The 242-nt window shown below is 62.8% G+C and carries 1 protein-coding gene; it reads right to left on the bottom strand.

What is annotated here, in order from left to right; translation table 11 throughout:
- A partial coding sequence (locus GSM73_RS26795; RefSeq protein WP_256676677.1) for an Ig-like domain-containing protein occupies positions 1-242 on the bottom strand: 242 nt, incomplete at both ends.

Genomic DNA, 242 nt, shown 5'->3' with positions numbered 1-242 from the left:
GTGGCATCGTTGACGCCCGCGGTAGGCGTCAGGGTCGCCGTCCAGGTCAGGCCGCCGTCACTGCTGGTGAGGTTGGACAACACACCATTGGCGACGCTGAGATCCGACAAGTCAAAACCGGACACTGCCTCGGTGAAGCTGATGGTCACAGTAGTGCTCTGGCCGATGCCCAGGCTGGTGTCGCCCACTGTGATGGTGGCGCCGGGGCGAACCGTGTCGATGGCGTAGTTGTTGGAGTTCAC

This window comes from Pseudomonas sp. PICF6 (genome assembly GCF_009831705.1).
Taxonomy (GTDB): Bacteria; Pseudomonadota; Gammaproteobacteria; order Pseudomonadales; family Pseudomonadaceae; genus Aquipseudomonas; species Aquipseudomonas rhizophila.
This window is presented reverse-complemented; position numbering and strand designations above follow the sequence as displayed.